This is a genomic window from Xenorhabdus mauleonii (assembly GCF_900113945.1).
Classification (GTDB): Bacteria; Pseudomonadota; Gammaproteobacteria; order Enterobacterales; family Enterobacteriaceae; genus Xenorhabdus; species Xenorhabdus mauleonii.
This window is the reverse complement of record NZ_FORG01000004.1, coordinates 230,526-256,944: the sequence shown is the minus strand read 5'-3', so window position 1 is coordinate 256,944 and position 26,419 is coordinate 230,526. Positions and strand designations below refer to the sequence as shown.

Below are 26,419 nucleotides of genomic sequence, written 5' to 3'. Positions count from 1 at the left end.
ATGAGATACCTTTAAGTTTTGTGCCCTTAAGTTCTATGCGCCTAAGGTTATAGGTTTGAATGAATATGTTTAAATTAGCGCCCAAGCCAAGGTTTGCTCCAGCAACTTGGCTCCCCGAGTTGTCAGAATGGATTCAGGGTGAAACTGGAACCCACAGACTTTGTGTTCTTCATGACGTACAGCCATCACGGTATCAGCACACGATGCTGAGATAGTCAAAGCATCAGGAACTCGTATGCCTGCAAGAGAGTGGTAACGTGCGACGGAAAAAGGATTTGGCAAGCCGGCAAACATGCTGTGCCCATCATGTGTTGTTGGCGTTGATTTCCCATGCAGAATTTCCGGGGCTGTCGAAATCTCTCCACCATAGGCTTCAATGATGGCCTGATGTCCAAGGCAAATGCCGATGATTGGGATTTGCCCCATAACCTGCTTGATAAGCGCAGGCATACAACCAGCATCTGAAGGTTTTCCGGGACCTGGAGATAACATTAGCAGTGGCGATCTCATTTCATCAAATTTGGCGATGATGGTGTCAATTGGCACGGTGTTGCGGTAAATAACGACGTAATGCCCACGGGTACGCAATTGATCAACAAGGTTATAAGTAAAAGAGTCAACGTTATCGAGCAGGAGAATATTAGCCATCAGAATGTCACCTCCATATTGTGGGCTTTGGCAATGGCGTGAATAACCGCTCTGGCTTTGCTGCGTGTTTCATCCACTTCTGATTGAGGGATGGAATCCAATACGATCCCCGCTCCGGCCTGTACTGTGGCGCGTCCGTTTTCCACGTAAGCGGAACGGATCACGATACAAGTATCAAAATCACCTTTACCGGTAAAATACCCCACCGCGCCACCATAACTGCCACGTCTCTCACCTTCACATTCTGCAATGAGTTGCATGGCTCGAACCTTGGGAGCTCCTGTCAATGTACCCATATTCATGCAGGCTTGATAGGCGTGGAAGATATCCAAATCATGGCGGAGGGTACCGACAACCCGGGAAACGAGGTGCATGACAAATGAATAGCGATCGACCTTGGTTAAGTCCGCGACATAGCGGCTGCCAGGCTCACAAATACGAGCCAAATCGTTACGGGCCAAATCAACCAGCATCACATGTTCAGACATTTCTTTGGCATCCGTGCGCATTTCCAATTCAATGCGGCTATCAAGGTCGAAATCCAATTCTCCATCTGCATTGCGTCCGCGCGGGCGTGTACCGGCAATGGGATAGATTTCTATCTGGCGATTTTTGGCATCATATTTAAGTGCGCTTTCAGGTGAGGCTCCGAACAGGCAAAAATCCTTGTCTTGCATAAAAAACATATAGGGGCTTGGATTCTGTTTTTTCAATGCGTGATAAGCATTCAGCGGAGCAGAGCATGGCACGGTAAAGCGCCGTGATGGGACGACCTGAAAGACATCTCCTTGACGGACTGATTGCTGTAGTTCTTGTACAATATTTGCGTATTGGTCATCGCTTAAGTTGCAGTCAACAGTGAAATCAGGCAGTGCAACAGGCAAAAGTGACGGAATAGATTCTGCAATTGTAGAGGCCAGCATTGTCATACGTTCATTAAGGCGTTTTTTTTCTGGATTACTATCATCTGAACTCTTTCCACCTGAGCTACTTTCATCAAATGAATTAGTTTCACCAAATAGAGAGGTTTGTAGATATGAATGTTCATTCTGATGGTCGATCACGAGTAACGTTTCTGCAAGATAAAAACAGAAATCAGGACAATTCTGATGATTTTTGACTGCGGGCAAGGGTTCAAATCCTGCGACTAAGTCGTAAGCAAACATCCCGCCAATAAAAATAGCGTCAGGCGAAGTTGAAAAAGAGGCCAGTGCCGATAAGGCACGTAATGCGTCAAAAACGGAATCCGATTTGAGACGACTATCCTCATCCAGATTATGTTCAGCAGTAGGAAAATGCGCATGCATAACTTGCGATTCGATATTTAATTGTGCTTTTTCCGCAAGTAAGGCTGCGAGTATAGGAAACAGATTTTTGCCATTAGGGGTGAGAGCCTCAAAAGTCACCTGATACCCATTGGCAGTAATGCGCATGGCACTATCGATGATCAAAATGCTTTTAATATTATTTTTACTTTGAATTTCAGCGGACTCGAGTAATAGTGTCGCTGGGCGGTTATTGCAAAGTTGATGGAAAAGCAGTGTTGGATCAGTTTTATAAACAGTATCCATTTGATTTATAGAGATATTGAATCCTTTGCCATTCATATTTATACCCCGTGCTATCTGCATCCACAAAAACTGAAATGATAAAAACCGTGATAAAAAAACCCGCTTCTTAGGGCGGGTTTCGGCACTTTTGCATGTGTATTTATGTGCGTGAGCCAACTACCCTGAATGGGAAGTTATGCCACCAACGGCCGATTTGCGTAGCTTGCATAAATACGATCATTTTCGAGTGCCTCAGTGTTTGCTAAATGGTATATTGATAAAAGCATCTTTCCTAACCTGCGTACTAGTAAACTAGATCGGTATTCGCCTGTCAACAGTTTTTTCTGTACTCATAAAAAAGATGACAATAGCAGGCCAAAAGAAGATAACAGGAAGTGATTAGAAAATATGATTAGTAATATCTAAAAAGCTCTATTTAATATAGGTAAACTCAATTTCATCAAACCATTCCTAAGGGATTAAATAACATTCCATATTAAAAAATAATTTTTCGCATTATATTTATATGTGTCATGGTGTTATTAATTGATACCATTCTGATAATAGAGATTCAATGAAGGTTTTTTATTAATGTCGTTCCTTATTTAATAGTCAACAAATTGATAATGTTCTTAAATGAGGGGTGTTTTCATGAAAATAATCCTGAACGCTATCTTTTTTATTATATTATTTTTTGTTTTTAATGCTAATGCGATTGAGTTAATAGAAAACAAAATTATTTCAGACAATATCTATAATGAAGAAAAAAACAATCATCCCAGAAATATTTTTTCTGCATATTATAATATGGTTTTCTTTAATGGTAATTATTATGATCCATTAGAAATTAAGGTATTCAAGCATCAGTGTATGTATGGTACGGGTGGTAGTAACTTTACTGTAAAAGCAAATGAGGAAAAGCCTGATAGGCTTGAAGATAGCAATAATTTTTTTGGAGGATGTTATGATGGGCAAAAATTTGTAATATGGAGAATATCTCCACCTAGGTCTAATTCTGACTCATGTGATTTTGGAGTAGAAACCTTTCTTTATTCAGATGCGTATCATACGGAATGGCGGACGCATGTTCAAGTTTTGTCTAATGATTGCCCATTTGATATTACAGCTACTTGTAATGGAGAAAATTGTTTAGGTACGTTTGGCGTTTATGCTGAAGATGAAATGAAAATAAATATAACGATCCGCAATTCAGGGGACGAACCAAAAATTACTTCTCCTGCTGACAATTATCAGGCTCTAAAGAATTTTGTCATCTTTGAAGGAAAGGGGTTGGTGGACGACATATATTTACCGAACCTTTATGTTGATGTATCTGAGACGGAGTATAAAGCCAGTTCTACAGAAGAAGGTAGGGAATATTGGAGTGGGAAAGTATGGATGCCTTGTAACGAATATGCAAATGTATCTATCGTTGAAACAGGTAGCTCACCTGTAAATATCTCGGGAGCAACATGTGGTGTATTTATGACTTCAATACAAGATGGGCAAGTAATTCCTCCAGGTAAATATAATTTATTTGGCACAGTTAATTTCGATAATGACATACCTGACAATATACAGCCCCCGGTCATCAGTATCACCGGTTATAATCCAGATGGCTCCATTTATTCACCGAAAACAAACTATACACCTACTGTTGATCTTGATAAAGGAACATGGAGTTTAGATGGTTTGGATGCTATTTGTTCCATCAAATATACAGCTACAGCTAATTTAACTGGAAGCCCAACAGTTAATTATAGCGCGTTACCATGCCCCCCTAAACCTCAAATCACCGATCCAACATCTGGAACAGCTGTTCAAAATAATATTACTGTGAATGGAAAAAATCTTATGAGCGATGGCTCATTGCCTATTCTAATCACTGATTTTGATGATAACGTATACCAAACCAAGTTGATAGGCTCGGATGGGTGGGGAGTTCTTAGTCTTTGGATAAATTGCGGTTTAGATGCAGCAACGATCAGCATTAAAGACGTAAAAAATTCAAGTGTAACGATTAAAGGCCCAGCATGTAGTTTATTTATTGATAATATGGCGAATGGTGAGGTGATTTCTTCGGGTAAATATGATTTATCCGGTAGATTTAATAGTGTCACAATTAATGATGCAAAAAATATGCTAATCAGTATCACCGGTTATAATCCGGATGGCTCCATTTATTCACCGAAAACAAACTATACACCTACTGTTGATCTTGATACAGGAACATGGAGTTTGAGCGGGGTAGAGGCTGTCTGTTCCATTAAATATACAGCGACTTCTAATTTATCCGGAAGCCAAGTCGTTAATTATAGTGTACTTCCTTGCCTTAAAATATCTAAACCTGGCAATAATAATATAATTTCCTCAACAACTGATAATACACAAGATATTGAAATCGAGGGTACTGCTCCGTCTAATCCTATTTATGTTAAGTTAGATATAAAGACAGGCCAAGTTATACCTACAGGCGGAATTATTTTACCTCCTACAGATGAGGTTAATGGAAATTGGAAGACGACATTTAAAAATGCTCCAACAGGATTCATAGATATTTCGCTCAGCCATCATAAGGATGGGAACTACATAAGTGGCATGGAGATATTAAGTTCTAAAATTTTTTCTGTAACGTCTGAAAATAAAAATGACTTTACTTATTTTCAGGGGACATCTCTGCCACGTGTTAAATCTCAGGAATTTTTACCGAAAGTAAGTATATCAGTGAACGATATAAAAGTAGGAGATGTAGATACAGATGAGGACGGAAATTGGAAATTAAGCAGGAAATTTTATGCTCAAGAAGGAAGTTATATTTTTACTTTCAAAGAAAGCGTTGACAATGATATTTATCAAAGAAGTGATGAAAAAACAATAAAATGCACGGGAGATAAAAATGGAATGAAATGTGCTGAGTAAGAATAAAAACTACATATTAGGGGGTGTTATGAACAAGATTAAGATAATTATAATGATATCGTTTCTCTTTTTGTGTGGTTATTCATTTTCTAATGATAAAATTGAGTATCCACCTTTAGAAAATATTGCCGGAGGAGAGGGGTTTACTTGTTCGAGAGGTGATGGGAGATGTCAACTTTGGGTTGTTAGACTTAAAATAACGGATATAGAAACTAATAAAACTTTTGATTGCACAGCTTCCCTTATTTCACAATATTATTTATTAACCGCTTCTCATTGTGTAAATAAAGATAAATCTGAAGAATATGAAATTTCTAATTATGAAGATGTACCAATTGGTAAATCATCAAATAAAAATTTATATATATATAACGAAAATCTAGACATTGCATTGATAAGATTGGAATCTGCTGTAGAAGAAGAAATAAAAAAGATAGAAAAATTTGGCCGTGTTCGTCGATTTTTTGAATATGATGCAGCGTATGAAAAAAAATTCGAAAAGTATTATCATGCTCTTGTTTATGGCTATGGTGATGAAGGTTATGATAAGGAGACGGGTAAAGAAATACCGTCTAAGAAATACGAACAATATCGAGCTGGTATGAAAGTTATTTCTTTATCTCTTGATAATAAGGACGGTCCAGGGTTAATGCTACAAGCAGATACGGCAGACTATCGGAATTTTGGGGTAATACAACGCGGAGATTCAGGTGGCCCTGCTATTTGGAAAGATACTATTATTGGTGTGGCCTCCTGGGGATATCCTGTACCAGACAAAGATTATGCAATTAATGAATATCAGAATAATCCGGCGTTCTTTTCTGATTTAACCGAGAAACATAATAACCGTTTTATTGATTTTCCTTCTAGCAACGAGTTTATCATCCCTATTGGTCAGTGGTTTTCTGAAAGCATGAAAAAAATTTGGATTGAAAACCCTGATTGGCATACTCATTTAACAAAACGCGGTGAAAGTATTTTTATTAGAGGATGGGGGAAGCCACTGAGTGAAATAGAGATTTATTATGATGTTGTTGGTCAAAATAAATCTGGTTCACTTTTATGTGGCAAATCAGATGAAAATGGGAAATGGGAATGTTCTATTCCACGTGCAGAAATTGTGCCCGATAAATTTGAAACATCAGAAGATCAAATTGTGAAAATTACAGCTCGAGAGAGAAGTAAACCATATAAGGCATGGGAAGAAGACAGTGTGGAAGCAATTATTCCTACTTATGCAAACGAATTTGCTATCGTTTATCCGACAAATAATACGATAGTATCGAGTAAAAAAATTAAATTGCGTGGGTACGCTGATCCTGGTTCAATAATTAATATTGCGTTAAAATCTAATGTAAGTGGTAAAGTCATTTCACAAAATGAGTTATGTGAAGAATTGCATGATGGTGATAATTTAATTAAAACAAAGAGCTATGGCTTATGGTCATGTACTATAGACTCTAATAAAAGTTTTACTGAAAATAGTAATGAAGAAGGAAGATGGGATTATACAATAACAGCAGTTCAAGTGACAGATCGTGAAGATACTATGGATGAAGTTAATTTATCTTATAAAAAAAAGGAATATGATAATGTAACAATGGTTCTGGATAAGGATAGTAAATATAGCAAAAAGCTGAGTATTAAGATCGACGTAGATGATGTCTTTGATTTTTTTTGTTTGTCTGCTGCTGATGATTATGACTGCAAAGGAAATAACTTTTATCATGGAGGTTATTTTAAACATTATGTTATTGAAAATTCGCCTAAAGAAGAATTCAATATAAATACAGTGTATAAGTATAGGGTTTTTTCAATTCGAAAAAATAATGATATCGATCCGCTTGATTCAATATTGTTTTCTGAGGGGAATTTTACGGGAGTATATTACATACCAAAATTTTTGGAAAATAGCTCTGCTATTGATTTAAAAAAATTTAATAAGAGTCAGTTAGAAGAAAAGATAGAGCTAGAAGGATATGGTGGTGATGAAAAGCTATATATTGCACCGAACAATACTATTCTTTATCCTTCAGAATATTATATATGCATGAAAAAGGATGGGCCGCATTTTCCCGAAGATAATCTTAAGTGCGATTATGAAGATAAGAATTCCAATTATTATAAGGTTGATTTATCTGAAGATGGAAATGCGGGCATTTATTCTAAGGAATTAAAAATAACATATGGTGAGTTTAAAGAGTTAATGTCTTTTCCAAAGTGGGTTATATCACTTCCTAAAAGTTTGGAAGAGGGAATATATTATATTGAAGCAAATGATATGAAACATCTATTGGGTTGGACTGACCTTAGGAAAACACCTTATAATGAAGGAAAAACTCCTGGTAGGTTTTATTTTGAAATTAATGGCGATCCTGTAGGTAAACTGAAGAGGCCAGCTCAAGGCGAAATAGTGGCAGAAGGTACGCCAGTAAATATATCAGGAAGTGCTAATGAGCCTGGCAATATTGATGTTAAAAAGAAAAAAATAGATGAGCTACCGGAGTTAAATAAAAATAATAAAAATTTGAATAATGAAACCATTATTTGCTCGGGTGCTGTGGTCAGTGACAATGGTAATTGGGATTGTGGAAAACCCCTGATTTTTTCTCCGGGCACTTATGCCTTGACCGCTGAATTATTAAAAGATGGGAAAATCATTGCCACAGATACTCATTATTTCACTGTCAAAGATAAAAGTGATGATGAACCCGAGCAAAAAAAATTTGAAATTCATAGCCCTGAAAATAATTCGGAAGTAGATCCAGATAATCCTATTAATTTTTTTGGAACCTTGAGTGGCCCCGGTGGTAGTGGTAGTGGTGGTGGTGGTGGTGGTGGCGGTGGCGGTGGTGGTGGAGGGTTCGGGGGATTTATCAGCAGTCTGGCAGGGGGTTTTTGGAATATCATTAGTTCACTTCTTAATGTCCCTCTGGACGTAGGAGGTGGTTTCTTTTGGGAATTGGCGTTGCCTCTGGGTGAGAACCTTGGTGATATTTTAGGTGGGGATACCTATACACTGGCATTGCAGGAAACCGATAATAAGAATTCAATCGGCGTTCCTATTACGTGGAAATTCAAGGTACCGATACGGATCATGTCTCCAGCCGCAGGAGCGCAATATCAGGTAAAGGATGAGATTAGTATTCAAGGCCAAGGAAGCCCCAAGCAGCTTATTCTTGTTGCAAGCTCTCAATATTTTCTACCGACAGAACAATTCTCATTGATTCCCTCTGATGGGATTATCTGTACAGCAACTGTGGATAACCAAGGGAAATGGGCTTGTCCCGGTAACCCGGTAATAACAGCAAAAGATGAGGGAGAATTCTCTCTTTATGCGGCTCAATATAAATATCACAAAAAAGAATCGGAGATATTCAGTGGTGTTTATGAAAGGACATCGCAAATCAGGCGTAATTATCTGGTTTCTAGGGAAAAAATACAAATCACTAATCCTGTGCATGGTGCAAAAATAACGAAACTGCCGTTTATGATTTCAGGGACGGGGGAAAAAGGCGCCCAAGTCTATATTGAGGATTTTGCAAACAGACCAAACTGCCAAACTACTGTTGATACATCTACAGGTAAATGGTCTTGTGGGCCTTATCAACCTGTAGAAGGGAAGTACATCATTTCTGCTGATCAACGAATCAACGGTGATTTAACTTCAAGTGCACAGGTATCTTTTGAAGTTCAGACCAAAACAATTACTCCTGTCACTATTACGCAGCCTCATGCAGGAGCTGTATATCATCGCCTCGACAATATTTTTCCAAAGGGAACTGGGGCACCCGGAACAACGATTTGTTTAGATAAAAAAGTACTTACTCAGGTTTGTAAGCAGGGTATTACTGTAGATAAACAGGGGAACTGGCAATCAAATTATGGGTTAAATACTGCCATTACAGGGGAACAAAAGTTAGTGGTTACGGCTTTTTGGGATAATACTCAGCAATCCACCGCGAAAGCTGTATTTAATGTTGTTTCTGATGCTGGTGATACAATTTTAACAGTAAAATCACCTCAAGAAGGTGAAGTGATTAAAACCCCCTCATATACTTTTAATGGCACGATGCCGAGCAAGGCTAAATCAGTGACAGTGAAAGGATTTAGTGGCCATAATGATTGTCAGGCAAAGCTGAATATGGATGATTACACTTGGTCTTGCGGGCCTTATGGTTCTGTACCGGGGAATTATAATGTGACGGTAGAAGACGATATTGGTTCCAAAATTAACCGAAGTTTTCAAGTGCGTTATGGGCCGAATTTACAGGTGCGAGTACTGAGTCCGAAAGAAGGTGAAGATATTAAAACTCCGACGTATGCCATTCATGGAACAGGGCAAGTCGGTGCCGATATTCTTGTTGCCATTACTGACAAACAAGCGGATACAGTAAATTGTCATGTTCAGGTCGATGAAAATCAAAACTGGGCTTGCCCCGCTATGCAGTCTATCGCGGGAAAATACCGTCTTTTGGCCGAACAGTGGGTAGATGAAGCACCGTCGGGTAAAACAATCATCCGTAATTATGATGTAAAGTATGGTGTTTCAGCTGTGAATATTGATGCTACTGCTGAGCCGGTTTGTACAGTCATGGGAGACTCTGAAACAATTTCTGTTCCCATTACAGGGAAAGCAACGCCGGGTGCATCTGTTTCTTTGAAAGCAAAATATAAAAATGGAAAATACTGGCCCTGTGGCCCTGTACAAGCTTCAAAAACAGAAGGTAAATGGAGTTGTAGCATACATAATGCTGAATTAGGAACTTATCAAGTCATCGCGACACAATCTATTCATCGACTTCAAGATAGTGGAACAGGTCAGGTCAGTGCGGTCGCTTCAATAAATATAACTCATCCATATGAAGGGCAGAAATTGATACATATGAGTCATATCACCGACGTGTTGGTGAACGGAACCGCACCGCCAAATATGGAAATGTCATATAAAGTCCAGACTAGTCATTTTGGAGATATTAAAACAGGAAAAGTCACAGCAGATAATCAAGGAAATTGGAGCTTTAATGTAGAACGCAGTATATCAGGAGAACAGGATATCGTGATGTCGGCGTCATTTTGTGGGAAACCAATCCATTTTGAAAGGCATTTTCAAATCTGTTACGCTGATTTCAAAGTGTGTAACTTTGATACTGAATGAAAGCATCTTATCTTTATTATTGATTATTGCCAGATAATATCACGTCACTGAATACGCGGCTGGAATAACAGCCGCGTAACATTATTGTTGTCACCTATGTTATTATGACCTCTTTATACTTGGGAGCACGATAGAATAGATAAGTGCTCTCATTTCCCACCCGATAAAACAGGTACGACATAATGACTGAAGCTGCCAGTGAAATGACAAGACGCTATGATTTACATAGCCATACGACCGCTTCAGATGGGGTTTTATCACCTGAGCAGCTTGTAGACAGAGCCGTTGCCATGGGGATTCATGTATTGGCAATTACCGATCATGATACAACGGAAGGCATTGAACCTGCTTTAAACCATATCCAACAAAATAATCTGCCACTGACATTAGTATCTGGCGCTGAAATTTCAACGCTGTGGGAGAATTTTGAAATCCACATTGTGGGTTTAAATATCGATATTAATTCTATTTCCTTGAGAAAATTTCTGAAAAACCAAGTCAGTTTAAGAAATCAGCGTGGTATTGAGATAGGGAACCGTTTAGCTAAAGCGGGTATTCCCGGTGCTTGGGAAGGTGCATCCCGGCTCGCGAATGGCGGGCAAGTTACTCGCGGGCATTTTGCCCGCTTTCTGGTTGAAACAGGTGTTGAGCCGACAATCCAGAAAGTGTTCAAAAAGTATCTGGCAAAGGGAAAAATCGGTTATGTACGGCCTCAATGGTGTACAATTGAGCAAGCTATTGAAACCATTCACCAAGCTGGTGGACAAGCTGTCATTGCCCATCCGGGCCGGTATGATTTGTCGACAAAATGGCTGAAACGACTAATAGTTTGGTTTAAACAACATGGTGGTGATGCAATGGAAGTTGCACAGTGCCAGCAAGCACCTAATGAGAGACAACAACTTGGTCAATTAGCAAGAGAATATGGGTTGAAAGTATCATTAGGATCGGATTTTCACCAACCTTGTTCATGGATAGAACTCGGGCGAAATTTGTGGTTACCCGGTGATGTTGTTCCGATATGGCACGACTGGTCACGGATTGGGACTGCATGAGAATAGAGGTTATGTTATGAGCCAGTTTTTTTATATCCACCCTGACAATCCACAAACTCGTCTTATTGACCAAAGCGTGGATGTACTGAAAAAGGGCGGGGTTGTTATCTATCCGACAGATTCCGGCTATGCCATTGGTTGTTGCCTTGAAAATAAAGATGCAATGTCCCGCATATGTCGTATTCGTCAATTGGAAGGTCGCCATAATTTTACGCTGATGTGCCGTGACCTTTCCGAAATTTCGACGTATGCCCACGTGGATAATCAAGCGTTCAGGTTGATTAAGAATAACACGCCCGGAAATTACACGTTTATTTTGCAGGCAACAAAAGAAGTTCCCCGCCGTTTGATGAATGAAAAACGTAAAACTATCGGGTTGCGTGTTCCTTCCAATCCTATCGCTTTAGACCTGCTGGAAAAAATGGGCGAACCATTGATGTCATGCAGCTTGATTTTGCCCGGAAATGATTTTGCAGAGTCTGATCCAGAAGAGATTAAAGATACGTTGGGTAAACAAGTTGATTTAATTATTCACGGTGGTTATCTTGGGCAGCAGCCGACAACGGTAGTGGATTTAACTGGAGATTCACCAGTAATTCTTCGCGAAGGCGAAGGTGATGTAACACCTTTTTTATAAGGTGAGTGCTTTAATTTCTTATTTCAAATACGACGCCTGTGAAGGCGACAGCAGAGGTTGCTCAATGAGCGATAAAACAGAAAAGTTACAAAAGATTCTCGCGCGTTCTGGTCATGGTTCCCGTCGCGAAATTGAGGGGTATATTCAACAAGGGCGCATTAGCATTGATGGCAAGACCGCAACGCTGGGCGATCGAATCGAATTTAAACCCTCAATCAAGATTCGTCTGGATGGGCGGATTTTAAACATTAAAGAGGCACAGAAAGATATTTGCCGTGTTTTAGCCTATTACAAACCGGAAGGTGAATTGTGTACTCGCCACGATCCTGAAGGTCGTCCTACCGTGTTTGATCGTCTGCCAAGAATGCAGGGCGCACGCTGGATTGCTGTCGGGCGCTTGGATATCAATACTTGTGGGTTGATGCTGTTTACAACGGATGGTGAATTAGCAAACCGTTTGATGCATCCAAGCCGTGAAGTAGAACGTGAATATGCTGTCCGTGTTTTCGGTGAAGTGGATAATGCAAAGCTTCGCCAACTAACTCAGGGTGTTCAACTGGAAGATGGCCCAGCATCATTTAAAACTATCACGTTTAAAGGCGGTGAGGGGATTAACCAGTGGTACAACGTCACGTTGACAGAAGGTCGTAACCGTGAAGTCAGACGTTTGTGGGAATCTGTCGGCGTGCAGGTCAGCCGCCTGATCCGTGTACGTTATGGCGATATCGATTTGCCGAAAGGCTTGCCGCGTGCTGGGTGGACTGAACTGGGCCTGGAGCAAACCAACTATTTGCGTCAGTTAGTTGGTTTGGGTGATGAAATGGTGACTAAAGTGGCTGTTGAACGTGATCAACGCCGAATCAAAGCTAATCAGATCCGCCGTGCAGTAAAACGACATGCGAAAGTTGCCGCCCGTCCTGCCGGAAAACGCCCTGCTAGTAGCTCTCGTCAAAATGCCGGGAGAAATACGACATCTAGAAATACAACCTCTAAAGGTCGTTAATTCTTATTCCGCTGTTTTAATCGCGACGGTTGGCCTGAACTCCAACCCAGACTGAAACAGCGGGTTTGTTTACCAATCAATTCCTTTTTGAGCTTTTATTCCTACATCAAATGCATGTTTAGTTGGACGCATTTCTGTAATGGTATCAGCGTATTCCAGCAACTCCCGATGACACCCACGCCCGGTGATGATGACACTTTGGTGTGAGGGGCGCTGCTTGAGAGCCGTCAGGACATCCGTCAATTCCAGATAACCATAACTGACCATATAGGTCAGCTCATCCAAAACAACAAGGTTCAATGAAGGATCTGATAACATGTCTGCCGCCTGTTTCCAGGCAACCAGACAGGCAGCGGTATCTGTTTCACGGTTTTGGGTTTCCCATGTAAATCCGGTTGCCATTACATGAAATTGAACACCGTGTTGTAACAGTAAATTCCTCTCTCCGCTTTCCCATGTTCCTTTGATGAATTGGATAACACCAGCACGTTGCCCGTGCCCGATTGCACGAGTGACAGTGCCGAATGCAGCCGTGGTTTTTCCTTTTCCATTCCCGGTGAATACAATAACGATCCCCCGTTCTTGCTGTGCCGCCTCGATACGGGCGTCGACTTTTTCTTTCAGGCGCTGTTGTCTTTTTTGGTGCTGGCTGTTATCCCTTGTCATTATTCAGCAGGCCCCGCTTTTCGACCAGGTTGGGCATCAAAACTAATGCCGGAATCATTTTGGCTGTCATCACCCATCAAATAAAGATAAACGGGCATTATATCGGCAGGCGTTTTCAATTTGCCTGAGTTTTCATCAGGAAACGCACTGGCCCGCATGCTGGTACGGGTTCCGCCGGGATTGATGCAATTAATGCGCAAAGACGTACCTTGATATTCTTGCGCCAAAACCTGCATGAAACCTTCGGTGGCGAATTTAGACACTGCGTAAGCGCCCCAACCACTCCGGCCTTCGCGGCCAACACTGGAGCTGGTAAATACCAAAGAGCCACAAGGGGATTTTAATAACAGCGGGATCAGAGCCTGAGTCAGCATAAAGGTGGCATTAACATTCACTTGCATGACTTCATGCCAGAGTTGAGGGGGCTGTTCTATGATCGGGGCGACAACGCCCAGCAGGCCTGCATTGTGTAACACGCCATCTAAACGAGGATAACGTTGAGCCAATTCGGCGGCAAAATTTTGGCATTCTTCTGTGGTTACAGTCAGAAGATCCATAGTGTAGATATCGGCGGGTAAACCACCGTTGGCTTCAATTTGTTGTTTGACGGTTTCTAATTTAGCGGTAGTGCGTCCCAGCAAAATAACCTGTGCGCCGTGGCGAGCGTAAGTCAAGGCAGCTTCCCGCCCGATGCCGTCACCGGCACCCGTGACTAAAATAATTTTTTGTTGCAGCAGATCATCATTGGGATGGTAATTGAACATCGAACACTTTTCCTGTGATTTTCTTGTGATTCTTGGAAACCCATTGGTTACCATTTCGGGATGGCACTTGAAGACTGTAATCAGAACAAAACTTAAAGCCATCGTCAAATATCAAGGGCCTTGGAAATAACAAAATAGCACGCATTGAGAAGGGGTCAGTAAACTGTTAGAGCGCACCCCTCGGTTTTTGGTTAGAATGAAACATATTGTTCATCATAAGATAATAAAGGTGGATCTGTGGAATATTTGTCTCTATACGGATTGTTCTTAGCGAAAGTACTCACAGTGGTATTGGCTATCGTTGTTCTGGCGGTATTTTGTATCGGATTAGGTGTCCGTAAAACAATGCATAAAGGGGAGTTGAAACTCACTAATCTCGGTGAATTGTACAAAGAAAAGCAGCGCCAGATGCAGCAGGCTCGCATGAGCGAAGCAGAACAAAAAATCTGGCAAAAGGCATTGAAAAAACAGGAAAAGAACGACGCTAAACAGAAAAAAACGGCAGCCAAAGCAGGCCAAACGGGCTTGCAAAAGCCAAGTCTTTATGTGCTGGATTTTAAAGGCAGTATGGATGCCCATGAAGTTGATTCTCTCCGTGAAGAAATCAGTGCCATACTGGCGGTGGCAGATAAAAAAGATGAAGTTTTGCTGCGTCTGGAAAGCCCCGGTGGAGTGGTGCATGGTTATGGGTTGGCTGCATCTCAGTTGGCACGTTTACGTCAGAAAGAAATACGCCTGACCATTGCCGTGGATAAAGTTGCTGCAAGTGGTGGTTATATGATGGCTTGTGTGGCTGATCGTATTCTTGCTGCGCCTTTTGCTATTATCGGTTCTATTGGTGTCGTGGCTCAGTTGCCAAATATTCATCGATTGCTGAAGAAAAATGATATTGATGTTGAGTTACATACTGCCGGGGAATTCAAGCGTACTCTGACTGTTTTGGGAGAAAACACAGAGCAGGGTCGGAAGAAATTTCAGGAAGATTTGAACGAAACGCATAAATTATTTAAATCATTTATTCACCAGCATCGCCCATCTTTGGATGTGGAAAAGGTGGCTACAGGTGAATATTGGTACGGAACACAAGCAAAAGAGTATGGCCTGATTGATGACGTAGGAGTCAGTGATGATTTTCTGATCTCACAGATTGAACATTGCGAAGTTATCGGTGTTAGTTATTCTCGTCGTAAACGTGTCGTTGAACGAGTCATGGGAAGCGCGATGGAAAACGTCGATAAATTGTTTATGCGCTGGTGGCAAAGAGGTGAAAAGCCTCTATTGTGATTATGTGTAATGGCAATTAACCGATATTGAATTAATTGTCATAATAATCGATTAAAATTAATGCGGGTAAATAGAAGACATTATGCCCTTTATTACCCGCATTATTATTGATAACAGAACAATTGTGGCGGATTAATTTTCTAATCCACTAAGTGATATTCATCGGACAGTATATGCGCTAAATGTTTAAACATATTAAACACTGCTGTGCTTTTAGTCGTCGGTAATCCATGTTCATCTAAAAAGTATTCACCGCGGAACACTAACACTCCTCCTTTTTGCTCCACACTCTCTGCATACATTCCTTGTATAAAATCTTCGTGCTTCCTAATGATTTCATTTGCTTTTTTTAGTAACAGTTCTCGCGTAATGGGCATGGTTTCAGTTTGCATTTATTGTGCTCCTTCCGAAAATAAGTTGTTGCGCATCGTTTTTTATCAGGTAGAGTGTGGGCTTTTCGTCATGCAGATGGAATATTTTGTTTACAACTGTTAAATCATATAATTGCACGGTTTGTGTTGGGATATAAAATACCTTAAATATTTCAAAGGGTTTTGCGCTGAAACAAAAGTACAAGATAAAAATTAGTTGATATCTTGCAAATCTATCGCAATATAAAAAGAGATTTTATTTTATATATCGCAACATAACTCCGTGATTTTCGCCATCTGAAAAGAAGATAATTAGGTAAAGGTAACTATGGCTAAAGCTCTTGTTATAGTGGAGTCCCCGGCAAAAGCCAAAACAATCAATAAATATCTGGGGAATGACTACATTGTAAAATCCAGTGTGGGTCATATCCGTGATCTGCCGACAAGTGGGTCAGCAAGTCAAAAGAGTTCAAGCTCATCTACCGATAAGGATAAAAAGAAAGTAAAAAAAGATGAGAAAACAGCGCTGGTAAATCGCATGGGTGTCGATCCGTACCATGGTTGGGCAGCAAACTATCAAATTCTACCCGGCAAGGAAAAAGTTGTTGCGGAGCTGAAGGCGTTAGCTGAAAAGGCTGAACATGTTTACCTGGCAACGGACCTTGACCGCGAAGGAGAAGCCATTGCATGGCATCTGCGGGAAATTATTGGTGGGGATGAAGCTCGTTTCAGTCGAGTCGTATTCAACGAAATTACCAAGAATGCAATTACTCACGCTTTCGATAAGCCCGGTGAATTGAATATTGACCGAGTCAACGCTCAGCAAGCACGCCGTTTTATGGATCGTGTTGTCGGTTATATGGTTTCACCGCTATTGTGGAAAAAAGTGGCCAGAGGATTATCTGCCGGGCGGGTTCAATCTGTCGCAGTTCGCCTTGTGGTCGAGAGAGAGCGTGAAATCAAAGCGTTTGTGCCGGAAGAATATTGGCAACTCTATGCGGATTTAGTGGCTAAGGATGAGGTTGCTCTCCATATGGAAGTAACCCATGAAAAGGGAAAACCGTTCAAGCCGGTTAATGAGCAGCAAACACAGGCTGCTGTATCTTTGCTTGAAAAGGCAAAATATAAAGTCATTGACCGTGAAGATCGCCCAACGTCCAGTAAACCGAGCGCACCGTTCATTACCTCAACATTGCAACAAGCGGCAAGTACGCGGCTTGGGTTTGGGGTCAAAAAGACAATGATGATGGCGCAACGTTTATATGAAGCGGGTCACATCACTTATATGCGTACCGACTCAACTAATTTGAGTCAGGATGCACTGGATATGGTTCGTGGCTATATCAGTGATAATTTCGGTGACAAATACTTGCCGAAGAGCGCCAATGTTTACAGCAGTAAAGAAAATTCTCAAGAAGCGCATGAAGCGATCCGGCCTTCTAATGTCGAAGTTATGGCCGAACAGTTGAAAGACATGGAAGCTGATGCTCAAAAACTGTATCAGCTTATTTGGCGCCAATTCGTCGCTTGTCAGATGATGCCTGCGAAATATGATTCAACGACACTGACTGTTCAAGCCGGTGATTTTGAACTGCGTGCAAAAGGGCGCACTTTGCGTTTTGACGGTTGGACAAAAGTGATGCCAGCCTTGCGCAAGGGAGATGAAGATAAAACATTACCGACCATTGAAGTTGGTACTGAACTTAACTTACAGCAGTTGCTTCCAAGCCAGCACTTTACAAAGCCCCCGGCTCGTTTCAGTGAAGCCTCTTTGGTTAAAGAGCTTGAGAAGCGTGGAATTGGTCGTCCATCGACCTATGCGTCAATTATTTCAACCATCCAAGATCGTGGCTATGTGCGTGTTGAAAACCGCCGCTTCTATGCAGAGAAAATGGGTGAAATCGTCAATGATCGTCTGGAAGAAAATTTCAACGAATTGATGAGCTATGATTTCACTGCGCGAATGGAAGACCAGCTTGATCATGTTGCCAATAATGAAGCGAACTGGAAAGGTGTACTGGATGAATTCTTCTCTAATTTTAGTGAACAGCTTGAGGTTGCCAACAAAGATCCTGATGAAGGCGGTATGCGGCCAAATCCTATGGTCATTACTTCGATTGCATGTCCGACTTGCAATCGAGCTATGGGAATTCGCACAGCGACTACGGGCGTATTTCTCGGTTGTTCCGGTTACGCTCTGTCACCGAAAGAGCGCTGCAAGCAAACAATCAATCTGATCCCAGAAAATGAAATACTGAATATCCTGGAAGGAGAGGATGCGGAAACCAATGCATTGCGTGCCCGTCGACGCTGTAAGAAATGCGGCACGGCAATGGATAGCTACCTGATTGATAACCAGCGCAAATTGCATGTTTGTGGTAATAACCCTGCTTGTGATGGTTATGAAGTTGAAGAGGGTGAGTTCCGCATCAAAGGGTATGATGGCCCTATCGTTGAATGTGACAAATGTGGTTCTGAAATGCATCTGAAAATGGGGCGTTTTGGTAAATACATGGGTTGTACAAACGAAGAGTGCAAGAATACCCGTAAGATTTTACGTAATGGGGAAGTGGCTCCTCCGAAAGAAGATCCGGTTCCGTTGCCAGAATTGGCCTGCGAAAAGTCGGATGCTTACTTTGTATTGCGCGATGGAGCTGCCGGAGTATTTTTAGCAGCCAATACATTCCCTAAATCACGTGAAACTCGTGCACCATTGGTTGAAGAACTTGCTCGCTTCAAAGATCGTTTGCCGGAAAAGCTACGTTATTTAGCTGAAGCACCTGCGGCTGATCCTGAGGGAAATAAAACGGTAGTACGTTTTAGCCGCAAAACCAAGCAGCAATACGTTTCTTCCGAGAAGAACGGCAAAGCTACCGGATGGACAGCATTTTTTGTTGATGGTGCTTGGGTCGTAAAAGAGAAGTAATCACGATAGTGATAAAATGGTGAATTATGCCGCAATTATTGCGGTGTAGTTCATGGTGACATATTTAGACAGATATTTCTTTTTTTATCAAAAACGTACTTTTTCTTTCTAAAAAGCCAGTCTTCAGGACTGGCTTTTTTTTGTATTTAAGCAGAATCAAAACACAATATATCTGCAACAAGTATTCAATAATAGTTACCCAACCTAATTATTTGTTATATAAATATACAGCAGGTGTTATAGTGGTTATATGCCTATAAGTAAATATATCATATGGTTATAAGCGAATAACCATTAGAAATATAGAAATTTATTAAATTACAAAACATTCGTACACTATTATTAGGGACAGTGCTGATATGAAACTACAGCAATTACGTTATATTGTAGAGGTGGTTAATCACAACCTGAACGTATCTTCTACAGCGGAAGGATTGTACACCTCTCAACCAGGGATCAGCAAACAAGTCAGGATGCTTGAAGATGAGTTGGGTATTCAAATATTTGCGCGCAGTGGCAAACATCTAACACATGTGACTCCGGCTGGTGAAGAAATTGTCCGTATTTCACGTGAGGTTCTGTCAAAAATAGATTCGATTCGTTCTGTCGCCAGTGAACATACCTATCCAGATCGTGGCTCGTTATATATTGCGACTACCCATACACAGGCAAGATATGCGTTGCCTCCTGTCATTAAAGGCTTTATTGAGCGTTATCCTAATGTTTCGCTTCACATGCACCAAGGTTCACCCACCCAAATTGCGGAAGAAGTCTGCAAGGGGAACAGTGACTTTGCCATTGCAACCGAAGCGCTTCATCTATACAGCGATCTGATTATGTTGCCTTGTTATCATTGGAACCGTTCTGTCGTGGTAACGAAAGAACATCCTCTTGCCAATAGACAGAATGTCACTATCGAAGAATTGGCGGAATATCCGATTGTAACCTATACCTTTGGCTTTACTGGGCGCTCTGAGTTGGATGTTGCTTTTGATAGAGCTGGCTTGAAGCCTAAGATAGTATTCACGGCAACAGATGCCGATGTGATTAAAACTTATGTGCGCTTAGGATTGGGGGTAGGCGTTATTGCCAGTATGGCCGTTGAGCCTGTTCAAGACAGCGATCTGGTACGCATTGATATGCGTGATAGATTTAGTTACAGCACAACGAAGATTGGTTTCCGGCGCAGCAGCTTCCTGCGCAGCTATATGTATGATTTTATCTGGCGTTTTGCGCCACATCTTACTCGAGATGTTGTAGATAAAGCGGTTGCATTACGCTCTAATGAAGAAATCGAAGAAATGTTCAAAGACATTGAATTACCGATTATATAAAAAAACGGATTAAACAGATTAAATCACCTCCTGAAAGTAGGAGGTGATTTTTTTTATCTTCTGTCCCTTCTTCTTCCTCTGGCTTGAAACGGATTTTGGCTTTGTCCTAGAGAACTTGTCGGGCCAGTAGGTGAAAAATGGGATGGGCCCGCTCTGTCTTGGCCGGAACTGGGGGGCGCGTTTTGATTTACAACTGAATCATAGCTCGGTGGTGGCTCGTAAAGGCCTACAAGACGATAGGAAGGTGGCTGGTTACGTTGAGATATTCTGGATGTCCTGGAACTTGATGGGTGCATTGTGGAAGAACCTCTTCCTCTGTTTCTGGAGGGAGCTACAAAAGCAGGAGGAGCATTCCGTGGTTCCCATTGAGGGCGAGTAGATGAGCTTTGTATATTACCAGGCATTTCTCCATCAAACACTTCGGGATAAGTTCTTGTTGGGGCGTCAGGTTGGAAATGAAACCAATATGTACTGATTGCAAGGCGATAAGCATACATTGCGTCAGCAATGTTATCTTCATATATCAAGTGAATAAGAATATAGCGCTTATACTTTTCTCTGGTTATATCCAACTCATGTTTATCTCGCAGTACATATTCAGCAAAACACCTTTCGAATCCCATACTCACTAACCTGGCACGGGTAATCGAATCAGGTTCTTGGTTGTCTATAGGTTTTAATTTGTTGAAGTCATAGGCTATTATTTTTAGTGAACAAACTCCGTCATCTGTTAAATATTCTTTAATTAATTGGTTTACTTCTAGAAAATAAAAATAATCCATTAAAGGAAAGGTTTTATAACTCATATTACTTATATGAACACATCCCGTTAGCAAGGCAATAGTGATTTTTGGGTTATCATCATTGTTGCTTGCAATCTTTCTGCATTCACCCTTTATAGTCGAAAGCTAATAAGTAACAATAAAACACCAAGAAGGCTGACGCGGATGTAACTTTAGTGTTTGTGCAAACAACAGACTTTATCTACCCATTTTCATGAAACAACAAGCGAATAATGCTTAACAATCGTGAAAATGGTTAAACTTATGCTGACTGGAGCCAATTTAACAGGCATAAACATTAGAAAAATAAGTATTAGCCAAAATATGAAGAGGGCCGCTTCAGCATTTTGAAACGACCTCATTAAGGGGGGTTGTCAATCAGAGCTTGGTTTAAATTCACCGCTGAAAAAGCTATCGGAATCTTCTATTGATGATGTTCTGTGCTTAAGAATGAAGTTATCAAAAGAGGTTTTTATTTGAGGATCCTCCAACGCCTGATAATCAAATAGTGCTACGCAGGAAGAGTAAGTAAACTCAACATTGACACTTTTATTGGAAGCGCAATTTGATGTCATTTCCGAATTACTTCTATCAAAATCAATTTTATACAGTTTTATTTTGGGAATGTATATGATTTGCCCATCCATGCCGACGGCCTCAATGACACTGGCCAATGTCAGAGTAGAATAATAATCATCATTTTGCTCCAATCCCATTCTGATTGCATCTCCTTGTTTTTGTAAGAAATTAGCAAAACTTTTCATACCGGGTGAATGGGTAGTCAATACAATGTCCATAATGAGTTGGAGTAAATTCGTTGCAATGGAAAAACCTATCATGTCATGGCGGTAGGTTTGAGTTTCGATATTCTGGATGCTCATCAGTGGCAATTTCGCGATGACATCACTCCAGAATTGAATATCAGTTTTAAACTGCTTGCCATGAACATCGGTATATTTGGCTATATAGTCAGTAGCTATTGAGGAAAGGGCTATCTGTGTTTTTTTGATATTGTCTAATTGCTGTAAGGCATGTGCTTTATCAGTAACTTGTGAGGTTATGACAAACTGGACAAGGCCATCTGTATCGCTGAACCGATAATCCCCCAGAGAATACTTACCATTCTTACTATTAACATTAAATTCCGTGGAGAAAAATTGGTCGGCCTGTTGTATATGACTTAAATAATCTTTGTGTGTTTTGTCTGTTTTTATATCCATAGTTGATTCTCCAATTTGTGATTAACCAATCAAAGAATTTGAATACAGCTATCAGTATTCAAATCAAAGAGTAAAGCCTCTAGTAACAAATACTGTCGAATGTTCTGCTTATTTATTCACTACGAATAAAACACAACTAATTTTGAATTGTCATCAATAAAGTTTATCAATAAGTGAGGTTTTACAGTCAGTTAGCAAAATGTGTGATCGCTGAACAACAAATGTTTTTTTATATGTTATGTTTAATAGTGTAGTTAACCATAATAAGAAAAGGAGGGGTTATGTCGTTTAATTTAAAAACGGACTGTGCTTCAACGCTATTGATCAATAGTAAATCGATCAATGGGGAACCGATTAGCAGTAAAACCTACCACTATTACAGCTTACCTCTGTTATCCGAAAAATTGGGTGAAATCTCCCGCTTACCCAAGTCCCTGAAAGTCCTGCTCGAAAATCTTCTTCGCAATATTGATGGTGAATCTGTTGTCGAAGATGATTTGAAGGCGCTGGTGGAATGGCAGAAAAGCGGCCATGCAGACAGAGAAATCGCCTATCGTCCTGCCCGGGTGTTAATGCAGGATTTTACAGGTGTTCCGGCGGTGGTGGATCTGGCTGCTATGCGAGAGGCGGTGTTGAGGCTCGGTGGAAATGTAGAACAAGTGAATCCGCTATCACCGGTTGATTTGGTCATAGATCACTCAGTGATGGTCGATAAATTTGGTACAGATAAAGCATTTGAAGAAAATGTTCAGATTGAAATGGAACGTAACTATGAACGTTACCTGTTCCTGCGTTGGGGGCAAAAAGCCTTTAACCGTTTTCGTGTTGTGCCGCCGGGAACAGGGATCTGCCATCAAGTTAATCTCGAATATCTGGGTAAGGCGGTTTGGTATGAAAATCAAGAGGGTAAAAATTTTGCCTATCCTGATACATTGGTCGGAACAGATTCCCATACCACGATGATTAATGGATTGGGTGTTCTGGGCTGGGGTGTCGGTGGAATTGAAGCCGAAGCGGCCATGCTGGGGCAACCTGTTTCCATGCTAATCCCGGATGTAGTTGGCTTTAAATTGACCGGTAAATTGCGGGAAGGGATCACCGCGACGGATCTGGTGCTGACTGTAACTCAAATGCTGCGCCAGCATGGCGTTGTAGGCAAATTCGTCGAATTCTACGGCGATGGATTGTCTGATTTGCCCTTGGCGGATAGAGCGACCATTGCCAATATGTCGCCTGAATATGGCGCCACATGTGGGTTCTTCCCGGTTGATGATATTACATTAAGCTACATGCGCTTAACCGGACGCAATGAAGAAGAAATTGCTTTGGTAGAGACTTATAGCAAAACTCAGGGATTGTGGCGTAACGCAGGGGACGAACCTGTTTTCACTAGCAATCTTGAATTGGATATGTCAACAGTAGAAGCCAGCTTGGCTGGGCCAAAACGCCCACAGGATAGGGTTTCGCTGGGGAATGTCCCACAAGCGTTCCAATCGGCTGTTGAGCTGGATATTCATAAAGCACAGGCTCATTCATCTGAAATATCTGTCACTTTGGATGACCAAACTTTTTCATTGCAGGATGGTGCAGTTGTTATTGCTGCCATTACCTCGTGTACAAATACTTCTAACCCCAATGTTTTGATGACAGCGGGTTTACTTGCCAAAAAAGCGATTGAAAAAGGTCTACAGCGCCAGCCTTGGGTTAAAACCTCACTGGCACCCGGCTCAAAAGTAGTGACAGATTATCTTAAGTTAGCCGGTTTCATGCCGTATTTGGAACAATTGGGTTTCAATTTGGTGGGATATGGTTGTACTACTTGTATCGGTAACTCAGGCCCGTTGCCTGATCCCATTGAAGCGGGAATTAAGCAGAATGATCTGACTGTAGGCGCAGTGCTGTCTGGTAACCGAAATTTTGAAGGGCGCATTCATCCTTTGGTGAAAACGAACTGGCTGGCATCACCACCGCTCGTGATCGCTTATGCACTTTCCGGCAGCATGAAGAAAGATTTGACCCGTGAACCTATCGGGAAGGATCAACAGGGCAATGATATTTACTTGAGGGACATCTGGCCTAATAGTCAAGAAGTTGCGGAAGCCGTTGAGAAAGTTAAAACGGAGATGTTCCATAAAGAATACAATGCGGTATTTGATGGGGACGAAAGCTGGCAATCTTTGAATGTAGAAAGTTCAGCGACTTATTTCTGGCAACCGGATTCAACCTATATCCGCCATCCGCCATTCTTTAGCGATATGACCGTTGAACCTGCACCTGTGACTGATGTTCATCAGGCTCACATACTGGCTATATTGGGAGATTCGGTTACAACGGATCATATATCTCCGGCAGGAAACATCAAAACAGATAGCCCCGCAGGACGTTATTTACAAGAGCATGGCGTTACACCAAAAGATTTTAACTCTTATGGTTCAAGACGTGGTAACCACGAAGTCATGATGAGGGGAACATTTGCCAATATCCGTATTCGCAATGAAATGGTGCCTGGAATTGAAGGGGGATATACCCGCCACATTCCATCACAATCCCAGCTCGCCATTTATGATGCAGCTATGCGTTATCAAGAGGAAAAAACGCCGCTGATCATTATTGCAGGCAAAGAGTACGGTTCGGGTTCAAGTCGTGACTGGGCAGCAAAAGGAACACGATTATTGGGGGTTCGGGCTGTAATAGCGGAATCTTTCGAGCGTATTCATCGCTCGAATCTAATCGGCATGGGGGTATTGCCACTGGAATTCCCTGAAGGTACCAGTCGTAAGACATTAAACCTGACGGGAGATGAACAAATTGATATTGCAGAATTAGGCAATATTAAACCTGGGCAGACGATTCCGGTGAAAATTACTTATGCCAATGGACAAGAAATCATGGTCAATGCCCGTTGCCGTATTGATACCGGCACAGAGCTGGCTTATTTCTATAATGGTGGTATTTTGCATTACGTCATTCGTAATATGCTTAAATAAGATAGTAGTAATGAAATAAATTATCTTTGGAAAGAAAAACTGCGCCCACACCGACGCAGTTTTTCTTGTTTTGTAGAGATGAATTATTGCAGAGATTAATTACTGCGGAGATTAAAAGATAAACTGATATCTCTTAACTCGACTCTGGAGTCAACAACGCAATCAAAAGAGGCTGCTTATTTAAGCAACATATGCCCCATTCTGCTGGCCTTGGTATCCAGATAGTAAGCATTTTTAGGATTTCGCCCAACAATCAACGGCACTCGTTCTACAATATTTATGCCGGCTTCCACCATGATTTCAACTTTTTTAGGGTTATTGGTCAGAAGACGAATCGCATTGATATTTAACAACTTATACATATCTGAGCAAAGGGTAAAATCCCTTTCATCAGCCGCGAAACCTAATTGATGATTGGCTTCAACGGTATCGATACCCTGATCTTGTAAAGCATAAGCGCGGATTTTATTCAGCAAGCCAATATTTCGGCCTTCCTGACGGTGATACAGCAAAACACCTCGGCCTTCTTTACTAATTTGTGTTAATGCTGCTTCTAATTGAAAACCACAATCACACCTTAGACTGAATAAAGCATCTCCGGTGAGGCATTCAGAATGGATCCGCGATAATACCGGGCTATCGCCAGAAATATCACCAAAAACAAGGGCGACATGATCACGACCTGTTTTGATTTCTTCAAACCCAATCATCAAGAACTCGCCCCAAGGCGTAGGTAACTTCGCTTCAGCTACTCGTTTTAGCTGCATTTTAGTATTCATATATTGATTTGACTCGTTATAAATATTGCGATACTCAGAACAAGATCGGTTGATACATCAGCTAAAAAATATAAAAAATTTTTCTCTGATTACAACGCATGCATGCCCGCACATTATAACAGAATTTATTAAAATGAATGAATATCTGTCTTACGGATTTCAAGTCTCAATATAAGAATGTGAACATGCTAAACTGTAAGGATATTTTTGTGGTTATGCTGTGCTACTTTTTATGTTTTACGGAAAGACATTGGACAGAACCAGCGAGGAGAAAGTAAAGATTGGGCGCAAACAAGTAGAATAGCATCACAAAAAGGAGGAAATCGGTGCTTGGTG

Annotated in this window: 17 protein-coding genes and 1 other annotated feature; of the genes, 9 read left to right on the top strand and 8 right to left on the bottom strand. The window is 41.1% G+C overall.

What is annotated here, in order from left to right:
- Positions 1-69: 69 nt before the first annotated feature.
- Positions 70-648, bottom strand: a complete 579-nt coding sequence (locus BM100_RS05955) for a glutamine amidotransferase-related protein (RefSeq protein ID WP_092508903.1) — start codon at positions 646-648, stop codon at positions 70-72.
- Positions 648-2,255 (bottom strand): anthranilate synthase component 1, encoded by a 1,608-nt coding sequence (locus tag BM100_RS05950; protein WP_092508901.1) that lies wholly within the window; start codon positions 2,253-2,255, stop codon positions 648-650. The genes BM100_RS05955 and BM100_RS05950 overlap by 1 nt, the downstream gene beginning before the upstream one ends.
- Before the next feature lie 53 nt (positions 2,256-2,308).
- Positions 2,309-2,409, bottom strand: a sequence feature (Trp leader region).
- Positions 2,410-2,849: 440 nt separating this feature from the next.
- On the opposite strand from BM100_RS05950, the gene BM100_RS05945 reads away from it, so the two are divergent.
- From BM100_RS05945 to rluB, 5 genes are all read left to right on the top strand, one after another.
- Positions 2,850-5,117 (top strand): hypothetical protein, encoded by a 2,268-nt coding sequence (locus BM100_RS05945; protein ID WP_092508899.1) that lies wholly within the window; start codon positions 2,850-2,852, stop codon positions 5,115-5,117.
- Between the two features lie 28 nt (positions 5,118-5,145).
- Complete coding sequence (locus BM100_RS05940; protein WP_092508897.1) at positions 5,146-10,275, top strand: trypsin-like serine protease; 5,130 nt, start codon at positions 5,146-5,148, stop codon at positions 10,273-10,275.
- Positions 10,276-10,457: 182 nt separating this feature from the next.
- Positions 10,458-11,330 carry an RNase RNM gene (gene rnm, locus BM100_RS05935; RefSeq protein WP_092508895.1) on the top strand — a complete coding sequence of 291 codons (873 nt, stop codon included), beginning with the start codon at positions 10,458-10,460 and terminating at the stop codon, positions 11,328-11,330.
- A gap of 16 nt (positions 11,331-11,346) precedes the next feature.
- Positions 11,347-11,967, top strand: a complete 621-nt coding sequence (locus tag BM100_RS05930; protein WP_092508893.1) for an L-threonylcarbamoyladenylate synthase — start codon at positions 11,347-11,349, stop codon at positions 11,965-11,967.
- Positions 11,968-12,031: 64 nt separating this feature from the next.
- On the top strand, positions 12,032-12,970 hold the full coding sequence (gene rluB / locus BM100_RS05925) for a 23S rRNA pseudouridine(2605) synthase RluB (protein ID WP_092508891.1): 939 nt from the start codon (positions 12,032-12,034) through the stop codon (positions 12,968-12,970).
- 69 nt (positions 12,971-13,039) lie between these two features.
- On the opposite strand, the gene cobO is transcribed toward rluB, so the two are convergent.
- Both cobO and BM100_RS05915 read right to left on the bottom strand, forming a co-directional pair.
- On the bottom strand, positions 13,040-13,636 hold the full coding sequence (cobO, locus tag BM100_RS05920) for a cob(I)yrinic acid a,c-diamide adenosyltransferase (protein WP_092508889.1): 597 nt from the start codon (positions 13,634-13,636) through the stop codon (positions 13,040-13,042).
- Positions 13,636-14,400: a YciK family oxidoreductase gene (locus BM100_RS05915; RefSeq protein ID WP_092508887.1), complete on the bottom strand. Its 765-nt coding sequence runs from the start codon at positions 14,398-14,400 to the stop codon at positions 13,636-13,638. Before BM100_RS05915 ends, cobO begins: the two co-directional genes overlap by 1 nt.
- A 237-nt stretch (positions 14,401-14,637) precedes the next feature.
- Here BM100_RS05915 and sohB point away from each other — a divergent pair, with 237 nt between their 5' ends.
- Positions 14,638-15,684: a protease SohB gene (gene sohB, locus BM100_RS05910; RefSeq protein ID WP_092508885.1), complete on the top strand. Its 1,047-nt coding sequence runs from the start codon at positions 14,638-14,640 to the stop codon at positions 15,682-15,684.
- Positions 15,685-15,824: 140 nt separating this feature from the next.
- On the opposite strand, the gene BM100_RS05905 is transcribed toward sohB, so the two are convergent.
- A complete protein-coding gene (locus BM100_RS05905; protein ID WP_092508883.1) occupies positions 15,825-16,076 on the bottom strand; it encodes a YciN family protein in 252 nt (83 codons plus the stop codon).
- Between the two features lie 307 nt (positions 16,077-16,383).
- On the opposite strand from BM100_RS05905, the gene topA reads away from it, so the two are divergent.
- Both topA and cysB read left to right on the top strand, forming a co-directional pair.
- On the top strand, positions 16,384-18,981 hold the full coding sequence (topA, locus tag BM100_RS05900; RefSeq protein ID WP_092508881.1) for a type I DNA topoisomerase: 2,598 nt from the start codon (positions 16,384-16,386) through the stop codon (positions 18,979-18,981).
- A gap of 359 nt (positions 18,982-19,340) precedes the next feature.
- The gene (gene cysB / locus BM100_RS05895; protein WP_092508879.1) at positions 19,341-20,315 is read left to right on the top strand and encodes an HTH-type transcriptional regulator CysB; all 975 of its coding nucleotides are present in this window, start codon (positions 19,341-19,343) and stop codon (positions 20,313-20,315) included.
- A gap of 53 nt (positions 20,316-20,368) precedes the next feature.
- On the opposite strand, the gene BM100_RS22490 is transcribed toward cysB, so the two are convergent.
- Together BM100_RS22490 and BM100_RS05885 are read right to left on the bottom strand one after the other, a co-directional pair.
- Complete coding sequence (locus BM100_RS22490; RefSeq protein ID WP_139216934.1) at positions 20,369-21,121, bottom strand: hypothetical protein; 753 nt, start codon at positions 21,119-21,121, stop codon at positions 20,369-20,371.
- Positions 21,122-21,471: 350 nt separating this feature from the next.
- Positions 21,472-22,317, bottom strand: a complete 846-nt coding sequence (locus BM100_RS05885; protein WP_092508875.1) for a hypothetical protein — start codon at positions 22,315-22,317, stop codon at positions 21,472-21,474.
- Between the two features lie 281 nt (positions 22,318-22,598).
- On the opposite strand from BM100_RS05885, the gene acnA reads away from it, so the two are divergent.
- Positions 22,599-25,304 (top strand): aconitate hydratase AcnA, encoded by a 2,706-nt coding sequence (gene acnA, locus BM100_RS05880; RefSeq protein ID WP_092508873.1) that lies wholly within the window; start codon positions 22,599-22,601, stop codon positions 25,302-25,304.
- A gap of 176 nt (positions 25,305-25,480) precedes the next feature.
- Here the strand turns inward: acnA and ribA are convergent, their stop codons facing one another.
- Complete coding sequence (ribA, locus tag BM100_RS05875) at positions 25,481-26,071, bottom strand: GTP cyclohydrolase II (RefSeq protein WP_092508871.1); 591 nt, start codon at positions 26,069-26,071, stop codon at positions 25,481-25,483.
- Positions 26,072-26,419 lie beyond the last annotated feature (348 nt).